This window comes from Neorhizobium sp. PAMB6716, assembly GCF_058242805.1.
Window position 1 is genome coordinate 1,606,085 of sequence record NZ_CM177835.1, and the last position, 25,934, is coordinate 1,632,018.

Genomic DNA, 25,934 nt, shown 5'->3' on the forward strand with positions numbered 1-25,934 from the left:
GCCGGATTGACAGAAAGACCGCGCGCCGTCAGTGAACGGTGTCGCCTGCCAGATCCTCGTACATCAGCCGCAGCGCATCATCGAGAGCCGCCACCAGAATATCGGTGATCTGGTCGGGATCATTGGCTTCGAGAAAAAGCGCAAGGGCGGCGTCCTGGAGGTCCATCTGGGTTTCCGTCTCGTTCATCGTCATGCTCCTTCTGCGCCGTGGCTCATCCCGGCTGACCACCCGGATATAGCGTTTGCGCCTTGCGTCTGGCTTGCCGTACCGACCAAAAGCCGGCACGACACGTCAGCGAACGCCTATCCGTGCCACGACGAAATGATCCACGGGAACCATGGTTCCGGTACGCCCCCGTCTTTGCCTCATCCGGCACCGAAGCAGGCGTTACGTGAATCACTTCGGGTGCACACATCGCGTCCGCGGCGCCTCCCGTCAACCGTTTCCATGACAAAACCCGCCTTGACCGGACCGCAGATAGAAAAACGGCAGCAATCGCCAGATCGCTGCCGCCTTCCATTTCCGGGTCCAATGCCGGCCAGTATCGCAGGTCAGTATCGCAGGACCGGCAGCGGCCGGGTGGCCCGGCCTGGCGCAAGCGGCGGAACTTCCGTCAGGTCGTCCCAGTCAGGGCCATGGCCGCGCCCGGTCATCAGCCAGGACAGGCTGACCTGCAGCACCCCGGCAAGCACCGCCAGTTGATTGGCCGGTGGCGCGCACCGGTCATTTTCCCAGTGACGCAGCGTTTGCACATCGACATCGATCAAGCGCGCCGCGTTCTCCAGTGAAAAGGCCAGCGCATCGCGCGCGAGCGAAATGCGGCCACCGAACGTGTCGTCGGTGCCATACATTCCATCATAGCCGAACATGCCGTCATAGCGCGCATCCGTCATCGAAGGCCCTCCTGGTGCCGGATCGTCATAAGGGTTGCGGGGGCCGACGAACTGCTGCCCCCCGCAGGTTTTCAGGTCTGGCTTATTCCTTGCCAACCCATGCCTTGATCTGGTCGGGATGGTCCTTGATGTAGGCCGCAACCGCCTCGTCGTAAGAGGTCTCCTGCGCCGTGAACATCGCCTTTTCGAGATCTGCAATCGGCAGCTTCATGCGCGACAGGAAGCCTGCAACCTCGGCATTTTCTTGCCTGAACCCCTTGCGGGCGAGCACATCGACATGTTCCGCTTCGCCGAGTGCCTTCTTGGGGTCGGCAATGTAGCGCAGGTCATATTTGCCGAACATCCAGTGCGGGCTCCACGACGTCGCCACAAACCAGTCCTTCGAGCGCTCGGCGCGATTGACCGTGGTCAGCATGCCCGCTTCGCTGGAGATCTGCAGTTTGTAATCGTCGAGACCATAGGTCTTCAGCGCGTCCTGCGAGAGGCGGGTGAGGCCGGCGCCGGGGTCGATGCCCTGCACGGTGTTTTTAAGCTTTTTCTGCACCTCGGGCTTTTTCAGGTCTTCGATGGAGGCGATTTCGCTTTCGGGAATATAGGTGGGCACCACCCAGCCGAGCTTGGCGCCTTCATAAACGGAGCCCAGCGTGTCGACCTTGTCCTTCACCTTGGCATAATAGTCGGCATGCGTCTGGGGAAGCCAGGCCATCATCATCACGTCGAGATCGCCCCGGCTGACACCCTGATAAAGCGGCGCGACATCGGTTTGCACCAGATCCACCTCGCGGCCCATCTTGTCCTTGATGAGCTTTGCGGCCAGCTTGGTGACGAATTCGGCATCCGACCAGGCGGCCCAGCCGATCTTCACCGGCTTTGCATCCTGCGCAAAGCTTGACGTTGCCGTGCCGCTGACAAGGGCTGCGGCAAGAGTGATGGTTGCGCCGAAAGAGGCGAGTGTCTTGAACATAGATGCTCCTTTTTCAAAGGTTCGCAATTTTAGCGGGGAACACCCCGCCATGGGTCAGCCGGCGGTGGAGGCGGCAACGCCTGGTGCGGATGCCGCACTGCGCTGGCTGGCGGGCTTCAGAGACAGGAAACGTCGCAAGCCGACGCTTTCCCGGCCGAGAGACTGGGTGATACGGTCAAGAATGACAGCCAGGATAACGACGGCAAGACCGCCCTCGAACCCTGTGCCGACGTCAAGCCGCTGGATGCCGGTAAGCACGATATTGCCGATGCCGCCGGCGCCGATCATCGAGGCGATGACCACCATGGACAAAGACAGCATGATCGTCTGGTTGATGCCGGCCATGATCGAGGGCAGGGCGTTCGGCAGTTGCACCTTGAACAGCAGCTGCGAGGAGGTGCAGCCAAAGGCCTGGCCCGCTTCGATGAATTCGCTATCCACCTGGCGGATGCCAAGATTGGTCAGGCGCACCACCGGCGGCATGGCGAAGATGACGGTCGCAATGGTGCCCGGAACCGCGCCAAGGCCGAAAAACATGGCGGCCGGAATGAGATAGACGAAGGCCGGCATGGTCTGCATGAGGTCGAGCACCGGGCGAACGCCGGCGGCTATCGCATCGCGCCGCGCCATGGCAATGCCGAGCGGCAGGCCCAGCAGCATGGCAAGGAAGGTCGAGGCAATGACCAGCGCCAGCGTTTCCATGGTAGGAATCCAGAGGCCCATATGCTGGACGAGCCAGAGCGACAGGCCGGTAAACACGGCAAAGCCGATGCCGACACGCCAGAGCGACAGCAGCACGAAGATGGCAATGCCAAGCGGCATCGGCGCCGATGTCAGCAGGTTCAGGATGCCATCCGTGACAAAGCCGATAGCAGACGCAATCACGTCGAGTGCCGGCGAATAGTTGTCGAGTATGTAATTGACGGCCGTATCGACGCCGTCACCGATTTCAAAATTCATGGGGGAATATCCTCTCGTCATCGCGACCGCTCAGACGCCAGACCATGGGCCTGGCGCGCGCGGCGTTCGATCAGCTGGCGCGATCAAGCGTTTCCAGCAGGGCGGATTTGCTGATGGAGCCGATATAGCGCTGGCGCGCGTCCACCACCGGCACGGGCCAGGCGCTGCCGGCCACACGGCCGAGCACGTTGGACAGCGGCTCATCGGATGGAATGGGCTCCACATCGGCCAGAAACGCACGGCGGTAGGGATCCGGGTCCTTTGCCTTGACGTTTTCGATCAGCGACGAACGGCTGACCATGCCGTGATAGGTCTTGTCGCGGCCAAGGATGATGGCGTAGTCGCGGTCGAACTTTTTCATGCGTTCGAGTGCGGCTGCCGCCGATACGCCCTGGCGCTCGATGATCGTCACCTGCGTCTGGCGCGCCACGTCGCCGGCCTTGAACACCTGGGCGACATCGACATTGCGGAAGAACGAGCGGACATAATCATTGGCCGGCTGCGTGACGATTTCATCCGGCGTCCCGACCTGGATGACCTCGCCATCCTGCATGATGCAGATGCGGTCACCGATGCGCATGGCTTCGTCAAGATCGTGGCTAACAAAGACGATGGTGCGGCTGTGTTCGGATTGCAGGCGGACAAGCTCGTCCTGCATTTCCGTGCGGATGAGCGGGTCGAGAGCGGAAAACGCCTCGTCCATCAAAAGCACGGTCGGTTCGCTCGCCAGCGCCCGGGCAAGCCCGACACGCTGCTTCATGCCACCGGACAACTGGTCCGGACGACTATCGGCATAACCGGAAAGGCCAACGGCTTCGAGCGCTGCAAGCGCCTTTGCCTTGCGTTCCTCTTCGCCAACGCCTGCGACTTCAAGGCCGAAGGCGGCATTGTTCAAGACCGTGCGGTTGGGAAGCAGCGCAAAGGACTGGAACACCATGCTGATATCGCGCCGGCGAAGAGCGATCAGCTCGCCGCGCGACATTTTGGTGATATCCTGCCCGTCGATGGCGATGGACCCTGAAGTGGGTTCGATCAGGCGGTTGAGAAGACGCAGCAGCGTCGATTTACCCGAGCCGGAGAGGCCCATGATGACAAAAATTTCGCCGGGGTAGATGTCGAAACTGGCATCGGACACGCCGATGGAATTTCCCGTCTCGGCATGGACATCGGCTTTCGATTTGCCGGATCTGAAGAGTTCGAGCGCCTTTTCCGGACGCTCGCCAAAAACCTTGAAGACGGATTTCAGACTGATCTTGGGCGTGTCAGGCGAAACCGACACGTCATTTTCAGTGGGCATAGCCATGAATGTTCAAGCCCCCCGCTCGGTAGCAGGGGAACGCTCCTTTTTTGGGAATGGTTCGCCGCCAGAGGATTTTTCAACCCTCCGGGACATCTCATTCCGATTTTAAATCACGCGGCGCGAACGCCGCAGGTTCCATGCTGATAAGGGCGACCGGTGGCAGAAATGCCAAGGCTCGGACGCATGCCGTTGAATGAAAGATGACGGGGCCCACATGTCGCAGACGCATCTTCCCGGCGAATTTGTGCCTCTAAATATAGGAGAAAACCGCCTTTGTCCATAAAAAAATCCAGATTTGGTATGTCTGTCGCGCAGCCCAGCTTTGAAGGGGGGCTTCATGCACCAGCGGAACCTGCGTTCGGGACAGCTGTTTCCGGCCGTTTGCAGAGGGGTGAGGGGAAGCGTCCGGGGACAACTTTTGAGCCACCGGCACGCTCCGGCGGATCACTCTCCCGCTTTGTACCACTGGATGAAGACGTGAATTTCCGCTAGTCAGGTCGTTCGACATCACGCGCAGGGCCTGCCATGAACAACGTCATCAAGTTCCAGAAACCGAAACCGGTCAAGCCGCCGCGCCAGACACCGCCATGGCTGCGCAAGGCCCTGACATCAGGTGTGATCATCCTCGGTTTTGCTGCGGCCTGGGCCTATTTCCAGTTTGGCGTGACGGGCACACCGGTTCCTTGATGTCATACGCGCCGGGCACCAGCACTGTTCCCCGGTGACACTATTCCGAGGTGAGTTGCTGGCGTGAAAAGGCGACAAGGCCGAGAGCCGACGTGGCGGCAAGCCAGCCGGAAAGCACGACAAGTCCCATCTGACCGGCCTCGGCATTGCCGTGAAACAAAAGCCAATCGCGCAGCGCAGTTGCCGCGGAGGCGGGAAGCGGCAATATTTCAGCGGTGTTGGCAAGATCGAGATAAAGCTGCAGCAGCGTGACCGTCAGCGTCAACACGAAGGCAAAAATGACCGCTGCAATCATCGACCGGGTGAGGATCGTCAGCGCCGAGACCACCGCCGTTAATACGGCAAGTTCAACAAGCGCAATTGCAAAGGCAAGGACCAGCAGCCGGCAGCCTTCGAAAGAGAAAACGACACCCGACAGTCCGCGCCCGGAAAACACGGAGACGGCAAGGTTCAGCGCCATGTCGCCGAAAACGATCAGAACAAGGCCGGCTGCAAGACACAGCAGGCAGATGAGAAATTTTGCCGCAAAGAGGTGAGGGCGGCCACAGCGCGGCACCAGATGCCGCCAGGTCGCATAACGGTATTCGGTGAAGAACACGCAGGCAATGCCGATGGCAAAGAGCAGATGTCCGACGGCATTGCCGGACACCGAGAGCGTCTTTGCAGCCGAAGACAGGATATCAACCGTGTCGCCCATGCCGCGCCCCGTGCGCACGAATACCAGCATCTCCAGCCCAAGCCGGAAAAGCAGCACAAAAAACGGCACCGCCAGATAACCCCAGAACAGGATGGCGGGCTGACGGATGAGTTTTAGCATTTCACCGGATAGCAGGGCTCTCATGGCTGATGATCCCGCGTTTCGGACAAGAACACCGATTCCAGATCCGGCTTCACCCATTTGGCTTCATGAATGCGGATGCCGGATGCCGCAAGCGATGCAATGAGATCGGGCACATCCTTGCGGGGAAGGCGCACATAGATGCCGCCATCACCGGCCTGTGCGTGCTCTCCCAGCCGCGCCAGAAGCGTGTCGGTCTCTTCCACGTTCAGCCAGAAGCGCCCGTCACGATTGAGAAGATCCGCCACATTTCCCTCTGCCGCCAACTGTCCGCGCCGAAGAATGGCAACCCTGTGACAGACACGCTCCACTTCATCCAGCAAATGGCTCGACAACAGAACCGTGATCCCATCGCGCGCCGCCAGTTCGCGGATCAACGAGCGCATTTCAAGAATACCGTCCGGATCGAGCCCGTTCGTCGGTTCATCGAGCACAATGGCATCCGGCCTGCCGATCAGGGCGCAGCCGATGCCCAGCCGCTGTTTCATGCCCAGAGAAAAGCCGGACACTTTCTTGTCGGCTGCAGACAGGATACCAACGCGCCGCAGCACCGGGTCAACGAAGGCACGCGTATCGGACAGCCGGGCGAACATCTCCAGATGCTCGCGCGCCGTCAGAAATGGATAAAAGCTTGCCGCCTCGACCAGCATGCCGAGCCTTTGGCGGCTGGCAACGCTTGCAGGCGCACCAAAGATGTGCACCGAACCGCGATCCGGCCGCACCAGACCGGCAACAATCCGAAGCAGCGTACTTTTACCCGCGCCGTTCGGTCCCAGCAGCCCGTAGACACGGCCGGCCGGAACTTGAAGCGAAAGCCCATCAAGCGCCATCACGGCGCGGGCGCCATGCCCGAACTTTTTTTCAACCGCATGGACGGCAAGCGCTGTATCCACCGCGTCAGGCTCCATCAATACCGCCATTCAACCAAATCCATCCACGCGCGCCAGTCTCTCTGATCTGCCTGCCGCAGCACGGCTTTTCTACGGCACACATCAAACACCTGTTCTTTTCACCGCTTACCGCATCAGGAGGTGAGGCTTGTCCCGTTTAGATGGTATCTGCCCCAGCGACATAGCTTTGCGGGATAAGATAGATTATGGAATATTTTGGTTGTTCATAAGGCCAATCCTACGCCTTAGGATGTCAAACCGATTGGCGCATCAATACATCAACTGCTGCCATCACGAGGATCCGCGATCACACTCTGGATTGCTTCCCATTCTTTTCGAAGGATCGCGTATTGCATCGTATTCTCGTAGATCGGGTTGCCGTCGTCGTCGTTTGTAAACGAGATGAACTCCTTGAACACACCCTCCCGGCGCATCCCCAAACGTTCGCACAGACGCTGCGACGGGAGATTGTCGTCCTCGACATAGGCATATAGTCTGCGCGCATCTTTCACGGCAAAAAGGAACTGAAGCAAGGCGCGTGCCGCTTCCGAAGCCAGACCCGCTCCGCCAAAGTCCGGGTTGAAGTTCCATCCAACCGAATATGTATCTTCTTCCGGTATGGCAAACAGGTCACCGATGACCCTGTCTGTCTCTTTCAGGCAGACAGCAATGTAGTCATCGCTTCCACTGCGTTTTTCCGCTTCTGCCTTTGCCGCATCCCTATGATCGAGCTTGAGGGACAGGAAACAGCTGACCTTCGGATCGGAAAGATAGGCAAAAAGATCGGCGGCATCGTCGATCTGGAAATTTCGCAAGGTCAGGCGCGGTGTTGTAATAATATCCATTGCAGCACGTTATCGCCGTTTGTTCATGTGTGAAACAGGACGCTGCTACAAAGTCCGTTTGCAATGGTCGTAGAACGATCAACCGGCCAGCGCGAGGCCCGCGCCATAAAGCCCAAGGGCGAAGATCGTGTGAGCGGCAAGGTTGAGGAAGCGGGCCTTGTTGGGGTTTGGTGTTTTCGATGCAGCAATACCGAGGCCCATGCCGGGTTGCATGATGAACCAGCCGGCCCCCACGGTGATGATGCCGAAGATAAACGCCGGCAGAAATGTCGGGTCCTGGCGCCAGTCCGTGCCGACGATTGCTGCAAACACGATGCCGTAGAAAATGCCGACGGCGTAATGGCCGGTCCAGCCGATCAGGTTTTCCTGGCGATGCGGTTCAAGCGCTGCGATGTTTTCATGCAGGAAACGGCCACGTGATACTGCAACGAACCAGCGACCAGCCGGGCGCCAGTTCGGGCGGTTCTGCTTCAGCGCCCCATAGAGGAAGAGCGCCCAGATATCCATGGCAAGCGTTGCGACGATCCCCAGAACCGTGCCGTACCAGATCAAAGCCCCCATACCCGACACTTTCTCTCTTTTTTGCCCTGTACCGGACCACGTGCCAGCTCACCGGTCACGATGGCCAACCAAATTGCACACCGACAACCCCGCCGCCCCGGCTCTCAGGCATCCTCGCCTGTCACGTCGCATTCGAAGCTCAGGCCGTCATAGGCCGGCTCCACATGGTCAGGCGTTTCCGCCATCACCGTTCGGTAGTCCATCGGCACATGCATATGGGTGAGGATCGCGCGCTTCGGCTTTAGGCGTCCGATCCAGCCGAGCGCCTGTTCCAGCGACAGATGGCTCGGGTGGAACGTGTATTGCAGCGCGTCGATGATCAGCATGTCGAGGTTTTGCAGCCGCGCAAGGCTCTCCCCCGGAAAATCGCTGACATCGCTGCAATAGGCAACGTTTTCGAAGCGAAAGCCGAGCGATTCGATATCGCCATGTTGTTGCACATGCGGGTAAGCGCGGATCGGTCCCCCCGGCCCGTCCACGACCACGGGCTCGTCCAGCGTCTCTATGAGATGCGGTGTGACGATCGGCGGATAGTTGCCACCCGGTGGCGTTTCCAGACAATAACCAAACCCTTGGCGGATCCGTCCCATGGTAAAGGGATCGGCCCAGATCGGAATACGCTGGCGCTGCGCGTGGAAATAACCGCGCACGTCGTCAATGCCGTGCAGGTGGTCGGCATGGGCATGGGTGTAGAGCACGCCGTCCAGCCGCTTCACGCCGGCCGAAATCATCTGCTCGCGAAAGTCCGGGCCGGTATCGATGACAAGGTTCGTTACGCCGCCGCCAGCGGCCAGCCGCTGCACCAGAAGCGCTGCACGGCGGCGGCGGTTGCGCGGCTCGTGCGGGTCGCAGGCGCCCCAGTCTCCATCGAGCCGTGGAACGCCAGGCGACGACGAGCAGCCGAGAATGGTGAAACGAAGCCGGTCACCCGCCACGATGTCAGATCCTCGTCATCTTGGAAAAGCAGCGAAACGCGTTGGCGGTGGTGATCTCAGCCATCTCCGCGTAGGAAACGCCCTTCACCTCAGCCAGAACCTCGGCCGTGTTGACCACGTAGGAGGGTTCGTTGCGCTTGCCGCGCCAGCGTTTTGGCGCCAGATACGGCGCATCCGTCTCCACCAGCAGACGATCCATCGGCACGGTTTTGGCGATGGCGCGCAGCTCTTCGGATTTCGGAAACGTCACGATGCCCGAAAACGAAATGTAGCCACCAAGCGCCACGCCGGCATCGGCCAGCGCCTGGCCTGCGGAAAAGCAGTGCAGGATGAAGGGGAAGGCGCCCTTCCCCGTTTCCTCGGTCAGGATCGCTGCCATGTCGTCATCGGCGCTGCGGCTATGGATGACGAGCGGCAGCTGCGTGCGGCGTGCAGCCTCGATGTGACGGCGAAAGCCGGTCTGCTGGTCCTGAGGAGTCTGCGTATCGTAGAAATAATCGAGACCCGCCTCGCCGATCGCCACGATCTTCTCGTGGCTTTCCGCCAGCCGCACCAGATCGTCGGCGCTGACATCCAGTTCCTCGCCGGCATTGTTCGGATGCGTGCCGACCGAACAGAACACGGACGGATAGAGCTGCGTCAACGCAAGCAGCGTGTCGAGCTTTTTCACCCGCGTCGAGATGGTCACCATCTGGGAAACGCCCGCCGCATGGGCGCGCGCCACCAGTTCGTCGCGCTCGGCGTCGAAATCGGCAAAATCCAGGTGGCAATGGCTATCGATCAGCATGGACGTCATGCCTGGGGTGCCTCAGGCGCCACATAACGCGGGAAGACAGGGGCAGGCGCCGGAAGTTCCGTGCCGGGCAGCAGACGACCCGCCTCGCCCAGCCGGTCGAAGCCGCGATCTTCGGGCGCCACCGCCACGAGATCGAGGATCTTTGCCGCCGATTCCGGCATGATCGGCTGGAAGAGGATCGCGACTTCACGAACCACCTCGGCCGTGACCCACAGTACGGTTTCCATGCGCGGCACGTCCGTCTTGCGCAGCACCCAGGGCTCCTGGGCGGCGAAATAACGGTCGGCCTCGTTGACGATGTTGATCGTGGCGGCAACGGCCTTGTGAACCTGCTGGCGGCCCATTTCCTCGCGGCAGATGGCAATTGCGGCATCCGCCGTTGCAAGGATCGCCCGGTCGGCGTCCGTCAACTCGCCCGGCTGCGGCACCCTGCCCTCGCAGTTCTTGGCAATCATCGACAGCGAGCGCGAGGCAAGATTGCCGATGCCGTTGGCGAGATCCGCATTGATGCGGGTGGCAATGGCTTCCGGCGAATAGCTGCCGTCCTGCCCGAACGACACTTCGCGCAGGAAGAAATAACGCACCTGATCGAGCCCGAAATGCGAGACGAGGTTGACCGGATCAACCACGTTGCCGAGCGACTTCGACATCTTCTCGCCCTTGTTGAGCAGGAAGCCATGGGCGTAAACGCGCTTTGGCAAAGGCAGGCCCGCCGACATCAGGAAAGCCGGCCAGTAGACGGCGTGGAAACGAATGATGTCCTTGCCGATGATGTGGGCATCGGCCGGCCAATATTTTGCCCGCGGTCCATTCTCATCTTCGACATAGCCGGTCGCGGTAATGTAGTTGGTCAGCGCATCCACCCAGACATACATGACGTGTTTCGGATCATTCGGCACCTTGATGCCCCAGTCGAAGGTCGTGCGCGACACCGACAGGTCCTTCAGGCCAGATTTGACGAAGGAAATCACCTCGTTGCGGCGCTCGTTCGGACCGATGAAATCCGGCTGGTCCTCGTAGAGCTTCAGCAGCTTGTCTTCATAGGCGGACAGCTTGAAGAAATAACTCTCCTCTTCCACCCATTCGACCGGCGTGCCCTGGGGACCGTAGCGAACGCCATCGGCGCGCAGCTCGGTTTCCTCTTCCTGGTAATAGGCTTCGTCGCGCACCGAATACCAGCCGGCATAACGGTCCTTGTAGATGTCGCCCTTGTCGGCCATGCGGTTCCACACAGCCTGCACCGTCACATGATGACGCTCTTCGGTGGTGCGGATGAAATCATCGTTCGATGCATTCAAGAGCTTGCCCATCTCGCGGAATTCATTGGAATTGCGCTCAGCAAGTGCTTCCGGAGTAATGCCTTCGGCACGCGCCGTCTGCTGCATCTTCTGGCCGTGCTCGTCGGTGCCGGTGAGGAAGAAGACATCCTTGCCGTCAAGGCGCTGGAAGCGCGCCATGGCATCCGTCGCGATCAGCTCGTAGGCGTGGCCGATATGCGGCTTGCCGTTCGGATAGGAGATGGCAGTGGTAATGTAATAGGGCGTTTTGGAGGACATTTCGGCCAGCATTCGTGAATTTCTCTGGCCCGCGTCTTAACCCATGTTTCGCCGTTGCGAAACAGCAAGTTTCCGTTCGTGGGGCCACGCGATCTGCCGTTTACCGGGCGACGTCCTCCAACAGCGAAATGATCGTCTGCTTGCGATCGAGATTATACCCTTGCGAAATGGCGATCCGCTCGCCGATCTCCGACGACAGGCGCGAGGCACGGTCGGCGGCGGCAAGATCGCCGGCATGGGCGGCTGCCCTCGCCCGCGCAACCAGGCTTTCGCGCAGGTGATCGAGGAAAAAGCCGAAGATCACGTCATTGTCCTTGGCCGCGAGCACGTCGGCCAGCCGGTGCATCGCCTTGCGGGCGGCAGGGCCGGACGACGCGGTCACCTCGGCAAAGGCGCTGATAATGTCGGTGCCACCATAGTTCATGAGCTTCAGCGCCTGCGAGACGCTGCCGTTCGCGGTGGCCAGCACCTCCTGCGCCGTGCGCCCGCCATCAAGCGTGATGCCAAGTGAGGACAGCGCCTGGGTCAGATCCCCCTCGCCCAGCGGCTGCAATTTCAACGGCAGGCAGCGCGAGCGGATGGTGGGCAGCAGTTTTCCCGGCGCGTGGCTCAGCACCAGAAACAGCGCCCGCTTCGGCGGCTCCTCGAGGATCTTCAGGATGGCGTTGGCGGCATTGCGGTTGAGATCGTCGGCGGGGTCGATGATGACGATGCGCCAGTTGCCGGTGCCTGATGTCTGCGAAAAGAAGTGCCCTGCCCGGCGCACCTCGTCCACGGTAATTGCGGTTTTCGCCTTGCCGCTCTTTTCGTCCACCGGCCGTGTCAGGTGCAGAAGATTGTGCGAGGCGCCCGACGCAATCTGCCGGCTGACCGATGAGGACGGATCGGGCTCGGCAAGAAAATTCGGCGCCGTTTCCGGTTCCGGATGCGACAGAACATGGTTGGCAAACCGAAACGCAAGTGTTGCCTTGCCGATGCCTTCAGGCCCTTCGATGAGAATGGCATGGTGGCTGCGGCCGGACCGGTAAAAACCCGCCAGGAAATCCTCCGCCTCGGTATGGCCGAAAAGATGGCTGTTGGATTGCGGCGGAATGGCACCGTCGAGAACGCCGAAAGGCAGGTCACTCATGACAGGCTCTCCGCCCGAAGGGGATTTGAGTCGGCCGCATCTGCGGCCTCCTCCTGGTCCAACCTGTGCTGGACGATCAAAAGAATGTCGCCCGCAATATCGTCTTCGCTGCGGGCCGCATCCACCACATGGCAGCGGTCGGGCTCGCGGGCGGCAATGTCCAGAAAAGCGCGGCGGCGCATCTCATGCACCTCGATCTCTTCCTTTTCGAACCGGTCGGGCGCCTCACTTGATCCTTGATCGGCGCTGCGCTTTCTTGCGCGCGCCAGCCCCTGTTCGGCGGGAAGATCAAGAATGATGGTCAAGTCCGGGCGCACGCCATCGACGGCCACCCGCTCCAGCCGGTCTATGAACTCCTGCTCCAGATTGCCGGTAATGCCCTGGTAGACACGCGAGGAATCGATGAAGCGGTCACACAGCACCACCTTGCCCTGAGATAGAGCCGGGCGGATCAGCGCCGTCACATGGTCGTTGCGGGCCGCGGCAAACAGCATGGCCTCCATGCGCACGCCAAACGGTTCGGCAGCACCCGACAGGATGACATGGCGGATCGATTCGGCGCCGGCAGACCCACCGGGCTCGCGGGTCACAAGCACCTCATGTCCGTTAGCGCGCAAGGCTTCGCCCAGCCGGCGGATCTGGGTGGATTTTCCAGCCCCTTCCCCGCCTTCGAAACTGATGAAAAATCCTCGGGTTTTCGTCACTCTGTCGCCGCTCTCACGCTGTCTTGAGGTTTTCCCTTAGCGCATTGCGCTGCGCTGCGAAACAGCAGTCGGGCTCAGAGCCAGAACAGCAGAAGCTCCATCAGCGCATCCGTCGCCTTGGAGACGAGCGAGCCGGAGCTGACAGCCGAGGCTGCGTAAAGCGGAACCTCCTTCAGCGGCCGTTCCCCCTCAAACACCTTCAGCACGCCAATCTCCTGGCCTTCGCTGACAGGTGCGTTGAGCGGCCAGCGATAGACGATGCGCGCCGACAGCCGTTCGGCATCGCGGCTTGGGATATAGACATCGACAGGGCCTTTGGCCGTCAAGTCGACATAGTGATGCTCGCCGCCATAAACCGCCGCCTGCCCGATCGCCTCACCATCGGCAAACAGCACGCGGGTGGTAAAGGCGGACAGGCCCCATTCGAGAACGCGGCGCGCCTCCTCCAGCCGTTCCTTGTCGCTCGCAAGACCGCCAAGCGCCAGAAACAGCCGCGTTCCATCGCGCTCCACGGAGGCGACGCCTGCAAAGCCGGAGCCTTCCGCGTAACCGGCCCCCAGCCCGTCAATGCCAAGCCCAAGCGACAGGAACGGGTTCTTGTTGCGCTGAAAGATCTTGTTCCACTCGAAATCCGGCTGTGCATAAAGCGGATAGAACTGCGGATAGGTGCGGTGAATGTGGCGGGCAAGTTCCACCAGGTCACGCGCCGTCGTGCGGCTTTCTGCATCCGGCAGGCCGGTTGCGTTCAGATAAATGCTGCGGGCAAGCCCGAGGTCCTTTGCGCGCGCCGTCATCCGTGTGGCAAAGGCCTGCTCGGACCCGCTGAGGCCTTCGGCAATGATGATGCAGGCATCATTGGCATTGTGGATGATGACACCCTTGATGAGGTCTTCCAGCCGGATATCGGAGCGCAGCGCAGCAAACATGGTGGTCGTGCCCGAGGGGGCGCCGCCGGTGCGCCAGGCGTTTTCCGAGACGCGGTAGGTCGTGTCGAGCGTGACCTCGCCCTTCGCCAATGCCTCGAAGACGAGGTCCATGGTCATCAGCTTGGCAAGTGATGCGGGCGGAAACGCCTGGTTTTCATTCTGCGCCAGAAGCACGGTGCCGGAGCGCTCCTCCACCATGTAGATCTGTTTGGCCTTGAGGCCCGGCAGCCGCGTTTCGTCGGCCGCCGGCACTGACGAAACGCAGGCAAGGGTTGCAATCGCCACGACAAAGGCGCGGACGACGGGGAAGGAAATCGCAAAACGCATCGTCAAGCTCTTCAACCGCATGCGTCGTGCCTAGCAAGGCCAGACGGAAGGCGCAACCGCAGGATCAGGGTCGGCCGGCTTTTTGCGACGAACCGTTGCTGACCTGCTCGATGCGCCCGTCATCCCGCAGGATGACATTGCCGAAGATAACCTGAGGCGAAGCCGCCGAATGGGCCGGCGCCGCATAAGCCGTCTGCGCAGAGGCCGGATAGGGCTGAGCCGTTTTTGCCGCCTTCTGCACGGGCTGAGCGGGTGCTGGAATGACGGAGCGCGCCGTCGCGACCGGCTGGCCGGAAGCGGGCTTCACGGTTGCGGCCTTCTGCGCCACGGGACGCGCCTGAACCGGCTCTGCCACAACAGGCAGGGACGCTACCGAATAGGCCTGCGCCGGTGGCTGGGCCTTTGCCGAAGCGACCGCCGTTTGCGATGAGCGGACAGCGGCCGGACGCGACGACGGCATTGGCGCACTCGCCACCGATGCCGAAGATTTTAGCGGAGCAGCGGACCGGATCGGGGCCGCCTCATAGGTTCTCGCGGCTGCCGCAAAAGCGGCATCCGGCGCGTGCTGCTTGCCGCCCTTGCCGCTCGGCGTCGAACCGGCATAGGCGGTCGGGCCGCCATTGCCATAGCTCTGCAACTGGTCACCCAGCGACTGGTTGGAGGCGACCATCACGCCGGATGCGATCTGGCCATCGGGGTGGATCCCAGGCATACGATCGCCCTTGCGGACATAAGAGGCCATCAGGAAGGGCATGTCGCGCCCGTCCATGCGGGCACGGCCGACATACTGCACGTTGACACGCGCGGTGCCGGTGTTCTTGAAATCCAGGAGTTCTGCGGTCTTGCTGGACACATCGATCAGGCGGCCCGGATGGAACGGACCACGGTCATTGACGCGCACGACGACCGACGAACCGGTGTCCATATTGGTCACGCGGGCGTAGCTCGGCAGCGGGAAGGTCGGGTGCGCAGCCGACAGGTGATCACTGTCATACACTTCGCCATTGGCAGTCACGCGGCCGTGGAAAGCGGAACCATACCAGGAGGCAAGGCCGGTCTTATTGTAGTTGGGGTCTTCCTTGGGAACGTAGACCTTGCCCTTCACCTCATACGGATTGCCGACCAGAAAACGGCCGCCGCCCTTGGGAACCGGCTGACCATCACCTACCACGCGCGGGCTGGCCTTGACGCCATACTCGCTCTCGGAAAAATATTCCTTGCTCTTCGGTTTGTTCTTCTTGGCGACGGTCGTCGATGGTGTCGCCGCGCAGGACGCCATGCCGACGCAGACAAGGGTGATCCCCAGCCAACGTGCACTCAGATGAAGTTTGCCACTTTCAGAAGTCAAAATATCGTTCCCACGCCGCTTGGTGATAACGCCCGGGTCCTCGTCCTGGCGTCTCCCGCGCCCTTCACGCCGCATGGTTAACGGCTTCAGGCTCACAGGCCTGCAGTTTTGCCTTCAACGTGGCCAAAATGCGATCCAAAACCGTGGATAGTTAGAATTACAATGAGTTATGGTTAACCCTTCGCTAACATGCACAGTGCGGAACCGCGATTTGGCGCTGATTTGGTCACGGGAAAACCCGAAATGCGCTGATGAGGACCGGCCAGGCAAAGCATGGTGACGGAAATCACGACCTGTTGCCTTGCGACATTCCCTGCCACCCGTCTATCGTGACAGGATGATGACATCCCGCCTCCTGAAGTTTTTCGCCTGGTCTTCGTTTGCCGCAATCGTTTTTGTGACCATGTCGCCCATCGGACTTCGTCCGCACGATCCGCTGCCCGTCAACACCGACCGTGCGCTTGCCTTTGCGGTGATGACGTTTTTCTTCGTCAGCGCCTATCCGCGAAAGCTCTGGTTTCTCCTGCCGCTGCTTGTCATCAGTGCCGGTGCCATCGAAGCAATGCAGCTTCTCGCCCCGACGCGCCACGCGCATTTGCTGGATGCATTGGTCAAGGCATCCGGTGTGATGATCGGCGCTGGCGCAGCCGTTCTGGCGACGTGGATCGCCAAAAAATGGCCGATCCGCTCAGGCCAGCAGGCTCGGGAAAGCGCCCGCTGAACAAGCGCGGCACCGCGCTGGAAACGGTTCAGGCGCGGCGCACGAGATCGCGGATCAGCCGGCGTTGCGTCAATGCCAGAAGCACCGCATAGATAAGGCCACCGGCCACCATGCCGAGCGCCAGTTGCAGCAACGGCCCCTCCACGGCCAGAGTGCCGCCGTTGAGAAGAAACCGCACGGCAACCGCCATCAGGGCTGCAAGGCCAAGCGGCAGAAGCGTATCACGCATGCCCTGCACCAATGGCAGGCGGGCAACCTTCAGAACGATGGCGAGATAGGCCAAGAGCACGCCGAGATTGGCAATACAGACTGCAAAGCAAAGACCCACCAGCCCATTGACAGAGGCGCCGATCACCATGGCGCTGACGACAGTGATGGCGCGGCCAAGGCCGAACCACCAGAGCACCGAGGCGTGGCCGGTGGCCTTCAGATAGGGAATAAAACTGCCGCAGGGCGACATGATGCCCTTGGACACAGCCAGAAGCCCGAGCACCGGCGCGGCAAACAGCCATTTTTCGCCAAACACCACCGCCATTGCCGGTTCCGCCACCGCCCAGATGCCAAACAGCAGCGGCGCCAGCAGAAGCGTGGTGGCGCGGGTGGTGCGCGACAGGATTTCAGACTGGCGAAGCGCGTCGTCGTTCATGCGGCTGAACGAGGGAAACAGTACGCTCATCAGGCCGGTCAGCACGATCTGGTTCGGCAAGTCGGAGAGGCGATTGGTAAGGTTGAACGTGCCGGCCTCCGGCAGGCCCAGCATGCGGGTGATCACGATAATCGGCGACTGGAAGGACAGAAAATTCACGAAATCGGCACCGACAAGCCGCACGCCATAACTGGCATGCCGCTTCAGTTCGTGGCCGGCAAATTGCAGCCTCGGCCAATAGCCGGCCGCAATGAACAGGCCGATAAACCGCAGCACAGCGCTCACATAAAGCTGCGCGATCAGCGCCCATATGCCGAACCCGCCCAGCACGACCGCAATGGCTGCCAGTGCCCCGATCGCTTCGGCCACAACAGTCACAAAGGCCTCGCGGTCAAACGCCATGCGCCGCGCCAGAAGCGAACTTGGCACATCCGGCACCAGGTACAGCACGAAAAGCGGCGAAAACACCTGCAGCAACCAGCTTGCCTCCGGTGCCCCCAGAAGGGATGCCAGCGGATCGGCAAACACAAACACCGCACAGCCGAGAAACACCGACATGGCGAAATTTGTCCAGAACACCGTGTTATCGCTCAGCGCATCTTCCCGCGCATCGCGAATGAGCCCGGCTGTCAGGCCGGCGCCGGCAAACATCAACAGGAAGGTGATGACGATCATGCCGCTTGCCACCATGCCAAGCTCGGATGGCGACAGATATCTGGCAAGGATCGGCACGCTGATGAATTTCAGGGTGAATATGGCGATCTTGGATGAAATGCTCCACGCAACGCTCGTCATCGTCTTCCGTTGCGACGCCATTCAATCACTCCATTTTCTCTGCCACCCGTCCGCGCGGACACCTCAACGGCACCCGCGCCAGAACGTTACCACCATGGAACCCAGATTCCATGGCCGATCTAGGGCAGAATTGCTGCAGTGCAAGAGAACATGCTGCATCCGCGTCATCAACCACTCTCCAGCATGCCGCCAATCATCAGTTGACGCGCGGGCGCGCCTGGCTATAAACCCGATCCAGCGAGCCGATTTGTTCGGTTGGCCTTGGAAGAGTGTCCGAGTGGTTTAAGGAACCGGTCTTGAAAACCGGCGTGCGGGAGACCGTACCGTGGGTTCGAATCCCACCTCTTCCGCCATCCTTATATCCGCATTTGTCCATATACGTCCTTAACCCCCTTGAAAACCTAGCTTTTTTGCTGCACTTTAGTCCGTATGCGTCCGGGATAAACCGGATTAATCCGAAGCAAAAGCGGGTATAATGGCGGGTATAGAAATCAAAAAAGGCGGGTATAGGAGAAATGCGTGGCAGCGCTGACGGATACCCAATGCCGCAAGGCGAAAGCGGCCAAAAAGAACTACAAACTACCCGACGGTCGCGGGCTTCAGCTATTCATCAGTCCGACCGGACTTAAGTCGTGGCAATATCGCTATAAGCTGAAAGGCGGTTCCGAAAAGGTACTGACGATTGGCAACTATCCAGAGGTATCTCTGGCCGAAGCACGAACCCATCGAGACAAAGCGCGCGCCGAACTGAACGCCGGGAAAGATCCCGCCATCGTCAAACGGCTCAGCAAGCTGACTGCGCAGCGCAACGGCGAACACACATTCGAGGTTGTGGCGCGCGAATGGTGGGATTTCCAAAAACCGAACTGGGTAGCGCAGCATGCGAAGGACGTTCTCGACAGCCTGGTCGAAGAGGTTTTCCCGCACATCGGATCGGCACCGATAAAGGATCTGTCCCCGGTCGAGGTTCTGGCCGTGCTGCGCATGATCGAACAGCGAGGCGCGATCGAGACAGCACGCCGAGTGCGGCAGCGCATGTCGGCCGTGTTCGTCTATGCCATCGCTTCAGGTCGCGGCGATACTGATCCAGCCGCCGTCGTGCAGAAAGCAATGTCCCCTCTCATGAAGGGACGTCAGCCGGCGATCACCAACCTGTTGCAGGCGCGCACCATGCTGCGGCGGGTAGAGACGAACCCCAGCCACCCGGTAACGCAGCTGGCAATGCGCATCCTCGCGCTGACGGCAGTTCGCCCGGGCTCGCTTCTCACCACGCCTTGGAGCGAATGGTCGGACGAGGTGCTGGAAAAGGGCCTGTGGCTCATCCCGGCCGAGCGCATGAAGCTGAAGATGGCGCAGAAGGTAAACGACGAGAAATCGCACATCGTGCCATTGTCGAGCCAATGCGTCGAGGCGATCCGGGCGGTGCGCCGCATCACCGGGCGCGGTCCTTATGCGTTCCCGAATGGCCGCAGCGCGCACAAGACGATGTCAGGCAACGCCCTGGGGTATCTCCTCAACAGGTCCGGATATCATCACAAGCACGTCCCGCACGGCTGGCGCGCAACGTTCTCGTCGGTGATGAATGAGCATTTCCCGGCAGACAAGCACATCATCGATCTGATGCTGGCGCACGTGCCGAAGGACAAGGTGGAAGGCGCCTATAACCGCGCGCTACACCTGAAGCGCCGCATCGAACTGGCGCAGGAATGGGCCGACCTGATAATGAAAGACGCCCCCGCAGCGGATAGTTTGCTGCCGAGGGCGCGTAAGATTTTAAAGGTGGATGCCGAATAAGCTGGTCACATGCCTTTTGCGGAAGCGAGACGGCGGTCCCATTTGGCTGATGGATCGGCCGAGGCCTGTGGTGCAGGGCGTAATTTGTGAAATGTGCCCACGTGCTTTGGTAGATCAGATAGTTTGCACCGCTCGGGCTTGTGTCCTGGCGTCAAGGCCCAAAGCTGGCCCGCTATGTCAGCAACCTTTGCCTCCACGCGAACTGGTGGGATGCCATAACAAAAGACGATGGTGTCGCCAGCCTCGACGAGGTCGCCGTCCATATCTTTAACGGGCATCACTTCCCCTCCCTATCGCGTGCCCACTTGGCGCTATCTTCTTTCGAGAGGTGATTGGGAATACCATCAAACTTCGGGTGATTTTCGGCCGGTCCTACCGAGTAAGATATCGGTTTTATCAACGCATCAATGCGCTTGGCCTCCAAGACCTGCAATTCTGTCCTGGTCCACCCCAAAATGCCACGTGGCTCCAACCCATGGGCGGCCCGGTCATGATCGGTTACGGCATCAATCCCCGCGCCTTTGTACGCCTCCACGAGCGCGCGGTAGGCATCTTTTACGCTTTCATCCGGGATGATGTCCTTCAAAGCCATCATCGTCAGATTGACGAAGGCCTCCGCGCGCATGCGCCGAACATCTCCCCATCTCTCCTCTTCCGCTCTTACTTGTGTTGCAGTCTTTTCACTCATATCGGTCTCTCCGGTCTCCGGCTCCAGCCTTTTTCATTGTCGCTTTTCGCGCCGCGGTAAACGGCCCATTTGTCTACCGTCGGGGAGGATTCGATGCCGTCTCGTCGTAGCCAGTAGAAAAACGTCTCGTCTCGATCGAGCATCAACGCATAACCGTCTGGCATCTGCACGATGCCGAGGCTCTTGCTCACATCAGTGCAGCCCATCGACACGTGATCGGCGACGACGGCGGCCATGATCTCGGCGCGGTCATCCATCACTTCCCCTTCCTCTGTTCATTCAACCGATGGAGCCGCAACGCGGCGGCACTGCCGGCGTGATGCTTCGCAGCTTCTGCCGCCTTCAGCTGCCCCGGCATTCCAACTCTGACGTCTTGGCGCATTTCGTTGAAGGTGCGAGCCTGCTTGTCGTGCCAGTCTGCGACAACGTCGAACGGATCGCGCGCCGCCGCAAGCCTCGCCTCCAACTCCCTCACCTGCCGCCGCAACCGGCAAACCTCCGGCAGGTGCGAGTGCGTATCGTCAATCGCAATGCCCTTGGCGGCCGATGCCTTGACGGCGCATGGCCCGCACCGAACGCGGTCGCCGAACTCGAAGCATAAATCAGGGGAAGGGCATACTCCGATAACATCGCCTTTTCGGAGCGCCCGAGACGAATCCGAAAGCGTGAAAGCAACCTGCTGTTCCAATTCCACTAGACGCTCCCCCATCACACTCTCCGATCGTCTGGCCACTTGTCGTTCACATAGAAACGCTGCACCAGGGCTTTCCCGATCTCCGACGGCCACATGACGGCGGCGATTGCCGCCGTAAGCCTCGCCGCGCCGTGACCCCGCTCCTTATCAAACGCTGCGCACATCCCGCCGACGTAAAACGTAATCCCGATTATTGAAATCATTCCCCGTCCCTCCCCTTATCCAACTCCCATCGCTGGCTTCCCGCCTTCACGCGATGCCGCTCCCTCAACCGCACAAACCCGCACGGGTGCGGCAAAACCTCCGGCGCGTCGATCTGCATTGTCTTGATCTCCAGCCAATAATCCTCATGATCTTCAGGCTCCAGAACAAACGCCATCCTAAGTCCTGTCATCACGCGACACCTCTGGCAAATAGCGGGGCTCTTTCGGCCTCAAGCCGCATAGCGCAGTGAGGATTGATCCACAGAACCTCCGTTCGGTCTAAGGCCCCGTCAGCGTGGGCGGCCACCTCTACGCGTTCCCAGCCTGCCAAATGCTGATCGTAAGTGTCGTTTGGGTATCCAGACAGCACCACGGAAGCCCGACAGACCAGTATGCGCTCAAGCAGTTGCATATGCTGTGCATCAGTCATTTCGTGCTTGTAAGCGTGGTACTGCGAGCCACTCCTCCGCTTCTGCGATCGAGTGTCGGGGACGTAAGGAGGATCGAGGTAAATTAGCGCCTCCGGCTCGTCGTACCTATCAATGATCTGAAGGGCGGGGCGGTTCTCGATAAGGACGCCCCTCATTCGATCGGTTACCGCCTGCAGCGCTCCGGGCAGTGTCGGCCATTCGCCGGCCGGCAGCGCGCCTCCTCGGTTGACCATACTTGCTCGAAAGCCAGTGCTCTTCAGACTGATCGCCGAGCTTGAGCCGTGCCCCATGTAGGAGCGAACCACGAGCCGGCGGGCGCGCTCGACCGGTTCGTCGGCCGCATCGAACGCCGCATCATACTCTTCACGCGAGAATGGGGTCAGATCGATCAAGCGCCGCAATTCGCTCGCAGTGCCAGAGTTTCGAAGCACTTTGAAAAGGTTGACAACCTCTCCATCAAGATCGTTATAGCACTCTCCCATCGATCGCGGCTTGCGCAGCAACACGGATGCGGCCCCGCCAAACGGCTCAACATACAGGCGGTGCGCGGGAAAATGGCTGATAATCCACGGGGCGAGGCGCCACTTCCCGCCGAGATAGCGCAGCACTGGACGGGTAGGCATCATTCCGACACCCCCTCCCTCGGTTGGGGCGATGGGGCCACTGCATACTGGATGTCCCATTCGAAAAACGTCTTGATGTGCTGAAGCGTATGCGGAGACAGGTCTGCATAGCTCGGTGCCACTGGGCATTCAGAGCCGTTCTTGCGAGCTTCCGGATCAAGATCCAGCATAGACAGAACGTCGCCTATCGACATGATCTCGGTCCCAAGATCCGGACGGAGATACATAAATAAGCTCTTCCGGTTTTCTGGGATGGGGCTCCGTACGGCATATCGAGGCCAATATCGTGTGCCGGCGCTGTCAAAGGGATCCGTGAAGACGATCGCGTTGTCGATCACCCACTGATCGAAGGGCGCGGATACCGAAGCCATGACCTTTGCCCGCCATTGCGGTGTGCCGCGATCCGAAATAGCGACTGATTTGCAGTAATGGTAAACGGACCAGAGGCGGGCAAGAGGCTCCCGAAAGATGCCGATCCTGCGCCAGCGATCGTAGCCAAACGGTATGCCGTCTGCTTCCATGTGCCGGTATGGTCGGAAGGACATCGGATATCTGGCTGCGACTTGATCAGACAGCGACGTGCTGCCCGTGCGAGGCGGTGTGATCAGCACGATCTCTTTTTCAGGGATAATGATCATCCTTCCGAGCCCTCCGTGGTGGCGAGGGCGGCGCGGGCAAGTCGAAAGTCCGACATGACCAACGACCCCTTTTCCTTGCTGTGGGGCGTGACGGTCCACACCGGCATCAAGGCGTCGGCCCGATCGTAATCCCCCGGCCACCGAGCGAACGGTTCCAGCGCGGCGCGAAGACTGTTATTTTCCGTAGCAAGCTGCGCGGCTTTTTCGTTCCAGAAGCGCCAAAGGCTTTCGTCGTCATGGCCTCCCACATGCGGCGGTGGCGTCGGCTCGCGGAGATGTTTGCAGCCGGCAATGTCGCACTCTGGGCAGACCTGCACGGCATCCGTGACACCCTTCTTTGCACTTTCTGCAAAGAACTCGCCTTCTACATGTGATGGGGGTGTGGGGGCGACCGCTTCCACAGCCGCCGCTAATTCATCGGCCAGCGCGCCGATGCCAGTGATTGCCGTCTTGTCCCGGAGGATGTCGAGGATGGCGTTTCTGATATCGCTCATGACGGCACCCGCTGGCCGTCCTGAATCCACGCCTCGATGTCAGAGGAAAGCCAGCGCGTGCATTTCTCGCCGCGGCGGTGCGCCTGCGGGAATTTGCCGTCGCTCATCCACTTGTAGATCGTGCTTCTACCGATTTTCGTTCGGTCGCTGACTTCGTTGATGTTGAGATATTCCGCCACGATGGGCGATCCGCGTGTTGCGGCTGCGTCGTTCATATCCGGGCTCCTGAAATAGAGGATAGGAGCGCTAAAAAGCGCTCGCCCGTGTCCGCGTGGACAAACTCGGCCAAATACGGCCAAATGTCAATGCGCGTTTTAGGTGGAGCCGATTGCGATCCAAATCACGAATATGACCAGCGCAACCGCCAAGTATCTGCCTTGGGGTTTTGCTGCTTGCGTCACGTGTCTGGCCTTAAACCGGCTCATCAACCTTCTCCGCCTTCAGTTCGTTGCGACGAATCTTCCATGCGGCGAGAATGATTTCGGCGATGACCACACCGCCGACGCCCATGAGGAAACCTCCTGCGCTGGCGGAATGTTCCACGCTGATCGTCAGAACGTGCCCCAGCGACCATTGCACAAGGGGCACACCAATGGGCGCAGTGAAGTATGCCGTCGTGAACCCGACGAACAATTTTCGTGCGCCAGATCCCCAGCCGCGCCACTCCATTGCGACCGACACTGCGGCACCGGCAAATCCCGCCAGCGCAATTTCGCCCCGCCCCGAGGCCAGCCAGTCCCACGGATTGCTCATTCGCGCCTGCCCTTAGCGCTTCACACTGCGCAGCAACGTGTTGCCGCCCATGTAAAGTCCCGTGTAAACCGTAAAGATCGTGATGAAGGTCGCGACGTCCAGCCCGATTTCGATCTGAACGCCCGTGCCCATTGCCCACAGAGCGGCATTGATCATCGGCCGCACCATGACATACCAGGCGATGCAGCCAAGCATCAGCCACATGCCGGCCGGCCGCCACAGCCAGCCGAACCCGCTGTCCTTCTGCATTTCTGCCAGCTGCAGCTTGTTGCCTTCGCGCTGCGCCTCAAGCGCGGCCATCATGATCTGCGGCAGATCACACTCCGCCTGCTGCACTGCGGCTTCCAGCTGCGGCGCCGGCAACGAGGGCAGCTCTTCCGGCTTTACGCCCGCCTTCTCGGCAATGACGTCAATGACGGTCCCGCCTATCTCGCCGGCAGTGCCGCCCACCTGCTTGGTCAGGATCTCTTTGAGGAGCGGCGCACCGATGCGCACCGCAGTATCGAGAAGAATTGCTGCGATGGCGCTCATGGTGCTGGCTCCGGTTCGAGATCAGGAATTTCGACAGTCTGCCCGGCGAGCGCATGCGTGGTGTCGCCGAGGAACTGGATGCGCCCGTCGGTGACATAGGAATGGCACCGGTGGTGAATGTCTTTTGCTGGGTCGTCGAACTCTTCGGCTTTGTCGCTCGGTTCGTTCCATGTCACCAGAATTGAGGGCGTGAATGTCGGCGCTTCCGGATTGCCGTTGTATTCCCAACGAGGACCGAGCCCGGCACCGGTTCGCACCTGGTGGCGCTCGTTGCAGCCGGGACACCGGAAGAACAGCCGTCCGTCTTCGCCTTGTCGAAGTATGCGGCTTAACGCGCTCACTCCTCTGCCCCTTTTTGGGCGACAAGCTGGGGGCCGCTGCGGGCAAGCGCGTCATATGCCGAGGCGCGCTCGGCGGCTGCGCGTTTGCGCACGTTGATGACGATCAGCACCAGGACGAGGATTGCCGCAACACCGCCCATCACCGCGATGGCCGTGTAATAGTCGAAATCACTGGCAACCGTCGGAGTCGACGCGGTCACTGCGGCACCAGACCCGCTACCTGCAGCGCCGGCGGCGGTAATCTTTTCGGTTCCTGCGGCATCGTTCTTTGCATGGGTCGCGTCAACGGCATGCGCCGCTGCTTCCGTGCGGATGACGATTGGCGTGGCGCCCATGGCGGCCATTGCCATTGCCACGCCGCGCACCTCGATGTCAGCAACGCGCCGGCCCCAGCCGTTCCCAAACGATTGCCAAATTTTCAGCGCCTGCATGAAGGACAGGCGGGCCCGGCAGATCTTGCGCACCGTCTCAGAATGATCGTTGGAGCCGGCGGAGGCCAAAAGCCATTTCTTGCCGCGGGAAACGCCCGAATTGACCGACGCATCATAAACGGCAAGGTCGACGCCGGCGAAGAGGTTCGGCGCGCGGCATTCTTCCCAGAACTCGCTGCGATAGAAGGTGAGCGCCTGCGCCTTGGTAACATTGCGCACCGGGGAAAGCTTCATTCCCATCTTGCGCTGATATTCGTGCCAGCGCACTTCGGTGATGCCGTACATCGTCTTGCCGCCGGGGTCGGCGGGATGGTCACTCCATCCGCCCTCCCACTTGGCGGTGATCGGGTGGCATACGGGAAAACGGTCCATGACGGGGGGCTCCTTGGTGAACCCGCACGTCCTGCGCAGCAATGTTTTTCATTACCACGCACCGTGTATTGCAACAATCCCGCAAGAAAGGTAATAAGGAAAGAGTAGGCGCAGGACGT

General features: G+C 60.4%; 32 protein-coding genes and 1 tRNA gene. 4 read left to right on the plus strand and 29 right to left on the minus strand.

Translation table 11 applies throughout. From position 1 onward, the window contains the following. Positions 1–28 precede the first annotated feature (28 nt). The 5 genes from AC4CWH_RS07710 to proV all read right to left on the minus strand — a co-directional run bounded on the left by AC4CWH_RS07710 (position 29) and on the right by proV (position 4,121). A complete protein-coding gene (locus tag AC4CWH_RS07710; RefSeq protein ID WP_491281556.1) occupies positions 29–187 on the minus strand; it encodes a hypothetical protein in 159 nt (52 codons plus the stop codon). A 365-nt stretch (positions 188–552) separates the two neighbouring features. Further along, on the minus strand, positions 553–894 hold the full coding sequence (locus AC4CWH_RS07715) for a helix-turn-helix domain-containing protein (RefSeq protein WP_491321068.1): 342 nt from the start codon (positions 892–894) through the stop codon (positions 553–555). A gap of 82 nt (positions 895–976) precedes the next feature. Beyond that, the gene (locus tag AC4CWH_RS07720; protein WP_491321069.1) at positions 977–1,858 is read right to left on the minus strand and encodes a glycine betaine ABC transporter substrate-binding protein; all 882 of its coding nucleotides are present in this window, start codon (positions 1,856–1,858) and stop codon (positions 977–979) included. Positions 1,859–1,912: 54 nt separating this feature from the next. Beyond that, positions 1,913–2,818, minus strand: coding sequence for an ABC transporter permease (locus tag AC4CWH_RS07725; protein WP_491321070.1), 906 nt, complete (start codon positions 2,816–2,818; stop codon positions 1,913–1,915). 70 nt (positions 2,819–2,888) lie between these two features. Continuing rightward, positions 2,889–4,121, minus strand: a complete 1,233-nt coding sequence (gene proV / locus AC4CWH_RS07730) for a glycine betaine/L-proline ABC transporter ATP-binding protein ProV (protein WP_491321071.1) — start codon at positions 4,119–4,121, stop codon at positions 2,889–2,891. Positions 4,122–4,643: 522 nt separating this feature from the next. Here proV and AC4CWH_RS07735 point away from each other — a divergent pair. After that, positions 4,644–4,805: a hypothetical protein gene (locus AC4CWH_RS07735; protein ID WP_491281561.1), complete on the plus strand. Its 162-nt coding sequence runs from the start codon at positions 4,644–4,646 to the stop codon at positions 4,803–4,805. Positions 4,806–4,845: 40 nt separating this feature from the next. Here the strand turns inward: AC4CWH_RS07735 and AC4CWH_RS07740 are convergent, their stop codons facing one another. From AC4CWH_RS07740 to AC4CWH_RS07790, 11 genes are all read right to left on the minus strand, one after another. Then, positions 4,846–5,646, minus strand: coding sequence for an ABC transporter permease (locus AC4CWH_RS07740; RefSeq protein WP_491321072.1), 801 nt, complete (start codon positions 5,644–5,646; stop codon positions 4,846–4,848). Beyond that, positions 5,643–6,563: an ABC transporter ATP-binding protein gene (locus AC4CWH_RS07745; RefSeq protein WP_491321073.1), complete on the minus strand. Its 921-nt coding sequence runs from the start codon at positions 6,561–6,563 to the stop codon at positions 5,643–5,645. Before AC4CWH_RS07745 ends, AC4CWH_RS07740 begins: the two co-directional genes overlap by 4 nt. Positions 6,564–6,811: 248 nt before the next feature. After that, positions 6,812–7,378, minus strand: coding sequence for a GNAT family N-acetyltransferase (locus AC4CWH_RS07750; protein ID WP_491321074.1), 567 nt, complete (start codon positions 7,376–7,378; stop codon positions 6,812–6,814). 78 nt (positions 7,379–7,456) lie between these two features. Further along, positions 7,457–7,939, minus strand: coding sequence for a DUF2938 domain-containing protein (locus AC4CWH_RS07755; RefSeq protein WP_491321075.1), 483 nt, complete (start codon positions 7,937–7,939; stop codon positions 7,457–7,459). Between the two features lie 104 nt (positions 7,940–8,043). Then, complete coding sequence (locus AC4CWH_RS07760) at positions 8,044–8,874, minus strand: MBL fold metallo-hydrolase (RefSeq protein WP_491321076.1); 831 nt, start codon at positions 8,872–8,874, stop codon at positions 8,044–8,046. 4 nt (positions 8,875–8,878) lie between these two features. Further along, positions 8,879–9,661: a TatD family hydrolase gene (locus tag AC4CWH_RS07765; RefSeq protein ID WP_491321385.1), complete on the minus strand. Its 783-nt coding sequence runs from the start codon at positions 9,659–9,661 to the stop codon at positions 8,879–8,881. Positions 9,662–9,666: 5 nt separating this feature from the next. Continuing rightward, entirely contained in the window at positions 9,667–11,226 is a 1,560-nt protein-coding gene (gene metG, locus AC4CWH_RS07770) for a methionine--tRNA ligase (protein ID WP_491321386.1), read from the minus strand. Positions 11,227–11,326: 100 nt separating this feature from the next. After that, the gene (locus AC4CWH_RS07775; protein WP_491321077.1) at positions 11,327–12,355 is read right to left on the minus strand and encodes a DNA polymerase III subunit delta'; all 1,029 of its coding nucleotides are present in this window, start codon (positions 12,353–12,355) and stop codon (positions 11,327–11,329) included. Next, entirely contained in the window at positions 12,352–13,059 is a 708-nt protein-coding gene (gene tmk / locus AC4CWH_RS07780; RefSeq protein ID WP_491321078.1) for a dTMP kinase, read from the minus strand. Before tmk ends, AC4CWH_RS07775 begins: the two co-directional genes overlap by 4 nt. A gap of 74 nt (positions 13,060–13,133) precedes the next feature. Continuing rightward, a complete protein-coding gene (locus AC4CWH_RS07785) occupies positions 13,134–14,312 on the minus strand; it encodes a D-alanyl-D-alanine carboxypeptidase family protein (RefSeq protein WP_491321079.1) in 1,179 nt (392 codons plus the stop codon). 64 nt (positions 14,313–14,376) lie between these two features. Further along, positions 14,377–15,660: a septal ring lytic transglycosylase RlpA family protein gene (locus AC4CWH_RS07790; RefSeq protein ID WP_491321080.1), complete on the minus strand. Its 1,284-nt coding sequence runs from the start codon at positions 15,658–15,660 to the stop codon at positions 14,377–14,379. Positions 15,661–16,000: 340 nt separating this feature from the next. Between AC4CWH_RS07790 and AC4CWH_RS07795 the strand changes: the two genes are divergently transcribed. Further along, a complete protein-coding gene (locus AC4CWH_RS07795) occupies positions 16,001–16,381 on the plus strand; it encodes a VanZ family protein (protein WP_491321081.1) in 381 nt (126 codons plus the stop codon). 28 nt (positions 16,382–16,409) lie between these two features. Here AC4CWH_RS07795 and AC4CWH_RS07800 read toward each other — a convergent pair whose 3' ends face one another. Beyond that, positions 16,410–17,843: a lipopolysaccharide biosynthesis protein gene (locus tag AC4CWH_RS07800; RefSeq protein WP_491321082.1), complete on the minus strand. Its 1,434-nt coding sequence runs from the start codon at positions 17,841–17,843 to the stop codon at positions 16,410–16,412. Positions 17,844–18,085: 242 nt separating this feature from the next. Here AC4CWH_RS07800 and AC4CWH_RS07805 point away from each other — a divergent pair. After that, positions 18,086–18,175: transfer RNA gene (locus AC4CWH_RS07805), tRNA-Ser, on the plus strand. 166 nt (positions 18,176–18,341) lie between these two features. Next, complete coding sequence (locus AC4CWH_RS07810) at positions 18,342–19,616, plus strand: tyrosine-type recombinase/integrase (RefSeq protein ID WP_491321083.1); 1,275 nt, start codon at positions 18,342–18,344, stop codon at positions 19,614–19,616. Positions 19,617–19,893: 277 nt separating this feature from the next. On the opposite strand, the gene AC4CWH_RS07815 is transcribed toward AC4CWH_RS07810, so the two are convergent. From AC4CWH_RS07815 to AC4CWH_RS07870, 12 genes are all read right to left on the minus strand, one after another. After that, the gene (locus tag AC4CWH_RS07815; protein ID WP_491321084.1) at positions 19,894–20,304 is read right to left on the minus strand and encodes a hypothetical protein; all 411 of its coding nucleotides are present in this window, start codon (positions 20,302–20,304) and stop codon (positions 19,894–19,896) included. Beyond that, positions 20,301–20,561 carry a hypothetical protein gene (locus tag AC4CWH_RS07820; RefSeq protein WP_491321085.1) on the minus strand — a complete coding sequence of 87 codons (261 nt, stop codon included), beginning with the start codon at positions 20,559–20,561 and terminating at the stop codon, positions 20,301–20,303. Before AC4CWH_RS07820 ends, AC4CWH_RS07815 begins: the two co-directional genes overlap by 4 nt. Further along, entirely contained in the window at positions 20,561–21,013 is a 453-nt protein-coding gene (locus tag AC4CWH_RS07825) for a hypothetical protein (RefSeq protein ID WP_491321086.1), read from the minus strand. Before AC4CWH_RS07825 ends, AC4CWH_RS07820 begins: the two co-directional genes overlap by 1 nt. Positions 21,014–21,197: 184 nt before the next feature. Next, positions 21,198–21,377 (minus strand): hypothetical protein, encoded by a 180-nt coding sequence (locus AC4CWH_RS07830; RefSeq protein ID WP_491321087.1) that lies wholly within the window; start codon positions 21,375–21,377, stop codon positions 21,198–21,200. A gap of 14 nt (positions 21,378–21,391) precedes the next feature. Beyond that, positions 21,392–22,258, minus strand: a complete 867-nt coding sequence (locus AC4CWH_RS07835; RefSeq protein ID WP_491321088.1) for a DNA adenine methylase — start codon at positions 22,256–22,258, stop codon at positions 21,392–21,394. Then, the gene (locus AC4CWH_RS07840) at positions 22,255–22,893 is read right to left on the minus strand and encodes a hypothetical protein (RefSeq protein WP_491321089.1); all 639 of its coding nucleotides are present in this window, start codon (positions 22,891–22,893) and stop codon (positions 22,255–22,257) included. Before AC4CWH_RS07840 ends, AC4CWH_RS07835 begins: the two co-directional genes overlap by 4 nt. Beyond that, complete coding sequence (locus AC4CWH_RS07845; RefSeq protein WP_491321090.1) at positions 22,890–23,387, minus strand: hypothetical protein; 498 nt, start codon at positions 23,385–23,387, stop codon at positions 22,890–22,892. Before AC4CWH_RS07845 ends, AC4CWH_RS07840 begins: the two co-directional genes overlap by 4 nt. Further along, on the minus strand, positions 23,384–23,602 hold the full coding sequence (locus tag AC4CWH_RS07850; RefSeq protein WP_491321091.1) for a helix-turn-helix transcriptional regulator: 219 nt from the start codon (positions 23,600–23,602) through the stop codon (positions 23,384–23,386). The genes AC4CWH_RS07845 and AC4CWH_RS07850 overlap by 4 nt, the downstream gene beginning before the upstream one ends. 196 nt (positions 23,603–23,798) lie before the next feature. Beyond that, positions 23,799–24,140, minus strand: coding sequence for a hypothetical protein (locus AC4CWH_RS07855; RefSeq protein WP_491321092.1), 342 nt, complete (start codon positions 24,138–24,140; stop codon positions 23,799–23,801). A gap of 12 nt (positions 24,141–24,152) precedes the next feature. Further along, positions 24,153–24,671 carry a 3TM-type holin gene (locus AC4CWH_RS07860; RefSeq protein WP_491321093.1) on the minus strand — a complete coding sequence of 173 codons (519 nt, stop codon included), beginning with the start codon at positions 24,669–24,671 and terminating at the stop codon, positions 24,153–24,155. Next, the gene (locus AC4CWH_RS07865; RefSeq protein ID WP_491321094.1) at positions 24,668–25,012 is read right to left on the minus strand and encodes a ubiquitination-like system serine protease family protein; all 345 of its coding nucleotides are present in this window, start codon (positions 25,010–25,012) and stop codon (positions 24,668–24,670) included. The genes AC4CWH_RS07860 and AC4CWH_RS07865 overlap by 4 nt, the downstream gene beginning before the upstream one ends. Further along, complete coding sequence (locus AC4CWH_RS07870; RefSeq protein WP_491321095.1) at positions 25,009–25,815, minus strand: glycosyl hydrolase 108 family protein; 807 nt, start codon at positions 25,813–25,815, stop codon at positions 25,009–25,011. The genes AC4CWH_RS07865 and AC4CWH_RS07870 overlap by 4 nt, the downstream gene beginning before the upstream one ends. Positions 25,816–25,934: the final 119 nt, after the last annotated feature.